At 58.9% G+C, this 1293-nt stretch carries 1 protein-coding gene; it reads left to right on the forward strand.

What is annotated here, in order from left to right; genetic code table 11:
* The first annotated feature begins 77 nt into the window (after nucleotides 1-77).
* Nucleotides 78-1265, forward strand: coding sequence for an IS481 family transposase (locus LB523_RS29190; RefSeq protein WP_411966509.1), 1188 nt, complete (start codon nucleotides 78-80; stop codon nucleotides 1263-1265).
* The last annotated feature ends 28 nt before the right edge of the window (nucleotides 1266-1293 follow it).

Below are 1293 nucleotides of genomic sequence, written 5' to 3' on the forward strand. Positions count from 1 at the left end.
TGCCCTTCCCGAGAGATGGGTGACAGTTCATTCCGGATAGATGGGTTACACTTTTGGCCCTTTGCAAGGAGAGCAAGGTGCCTTGGAAGGAGTGTAACGTCATGGACGAGCGGCTTAAGTTCGTGGCCCGTCTGCTGGACGGAGAGAAGATGGCGGTCCTTTGCCGGGAATTCGATATCTCGCGCAAGACCGGCTACAAGATCCTCGCGCGCTACAATGATAGCGGCCTTGAGGGGCTGACGGATCGGTCACGCCGACCCTATCGCCACGCCAATCAGCTTCCGTTTCAAATCGAGAAGCTGATTGTGCGCCTGAAGCAGGACAAGCCGACTTGGGGTGCGCCTAAGATACGCGAGCGGCTGGCCCGGCTCTATCCGGATGTGCACAGGCCTGCGATCTCGACGGTGCATGCGGTGCTCGACCGGCACGGTATGGTCGAGCACCGCAAGCGACGGCGCAACAAGGCGACGGGGACGCCACTTTCAAGCAGCTGTCGACCCAATGATCTGTGGTGCGCCGACTACAAGGGCGAGTTCATGCTCACCGATCGGCGCTATTGCTATCCGCTGACGATCACTGACTTCGCCAGCCGCTATCTCATTGCCTGCGAGGCGCTGTCGACCACCAAGGAAGCCTATGCCTTCACCGTGTTCGAGAGCGTTTTCAAGGAGTTTGGTCTGCCCCGCGCCATCAGGACCGACAATGGCGTTCCCTTCGCCAGCCCCAACGCGCTCTTCAACCTCAGCAAGCTGTCGGTCTGGTGGCTGCGCCTGGGCATCGACATCGAGCGCATCCAGCCGGGCTGCCCACAGCAGAATGGGCGCCACGAGCGCATGCACCTCACCCTGAAGAAGGAAGCCACCAAACCGGCTGGCGCCAATTTCCTTCAGCAACAGGCTAGGTTCGATGACTTCATCGACGAGTTCAACTCAGAGCGCCCGCATCAGGCGCTCGGCATGGACTGCCCGGCAGAGCGCTACACGCCCTCAACGCGCCCCTACACTGGCTTGCCAGAGCTCGACTATCCGTTTCACGATAAGGCCGTCACCGTCACCACCTGCGGTCGCATCTGCTACAATCGCAAGAAGATCAACCTTAGCCTCGTCTTTGCCGGCCAGACCGTCGGCATCAAACAGATCGAAGACCATATCTGGCTTGCCAGCTTCATGGACTATGATTTGGGGTACTTTGATGATGAGACATTCAGGCTCGAACCACTCCACAACCCCTTCGGGCCAAAAGTGTTACCCATGTCTCCGGTATAAACCGTAACCTATGTGTCCGGAACGGACC

Source organism: Mesorhizobium sp. ESP-6-4 (genome assembly GCF_020164735.1).
Lineage (GTDB): Bacteria > Pseudomonadota > Alphaproteobacteria > Rhizobiales > Rhizobiaceae > Mesorhizobium.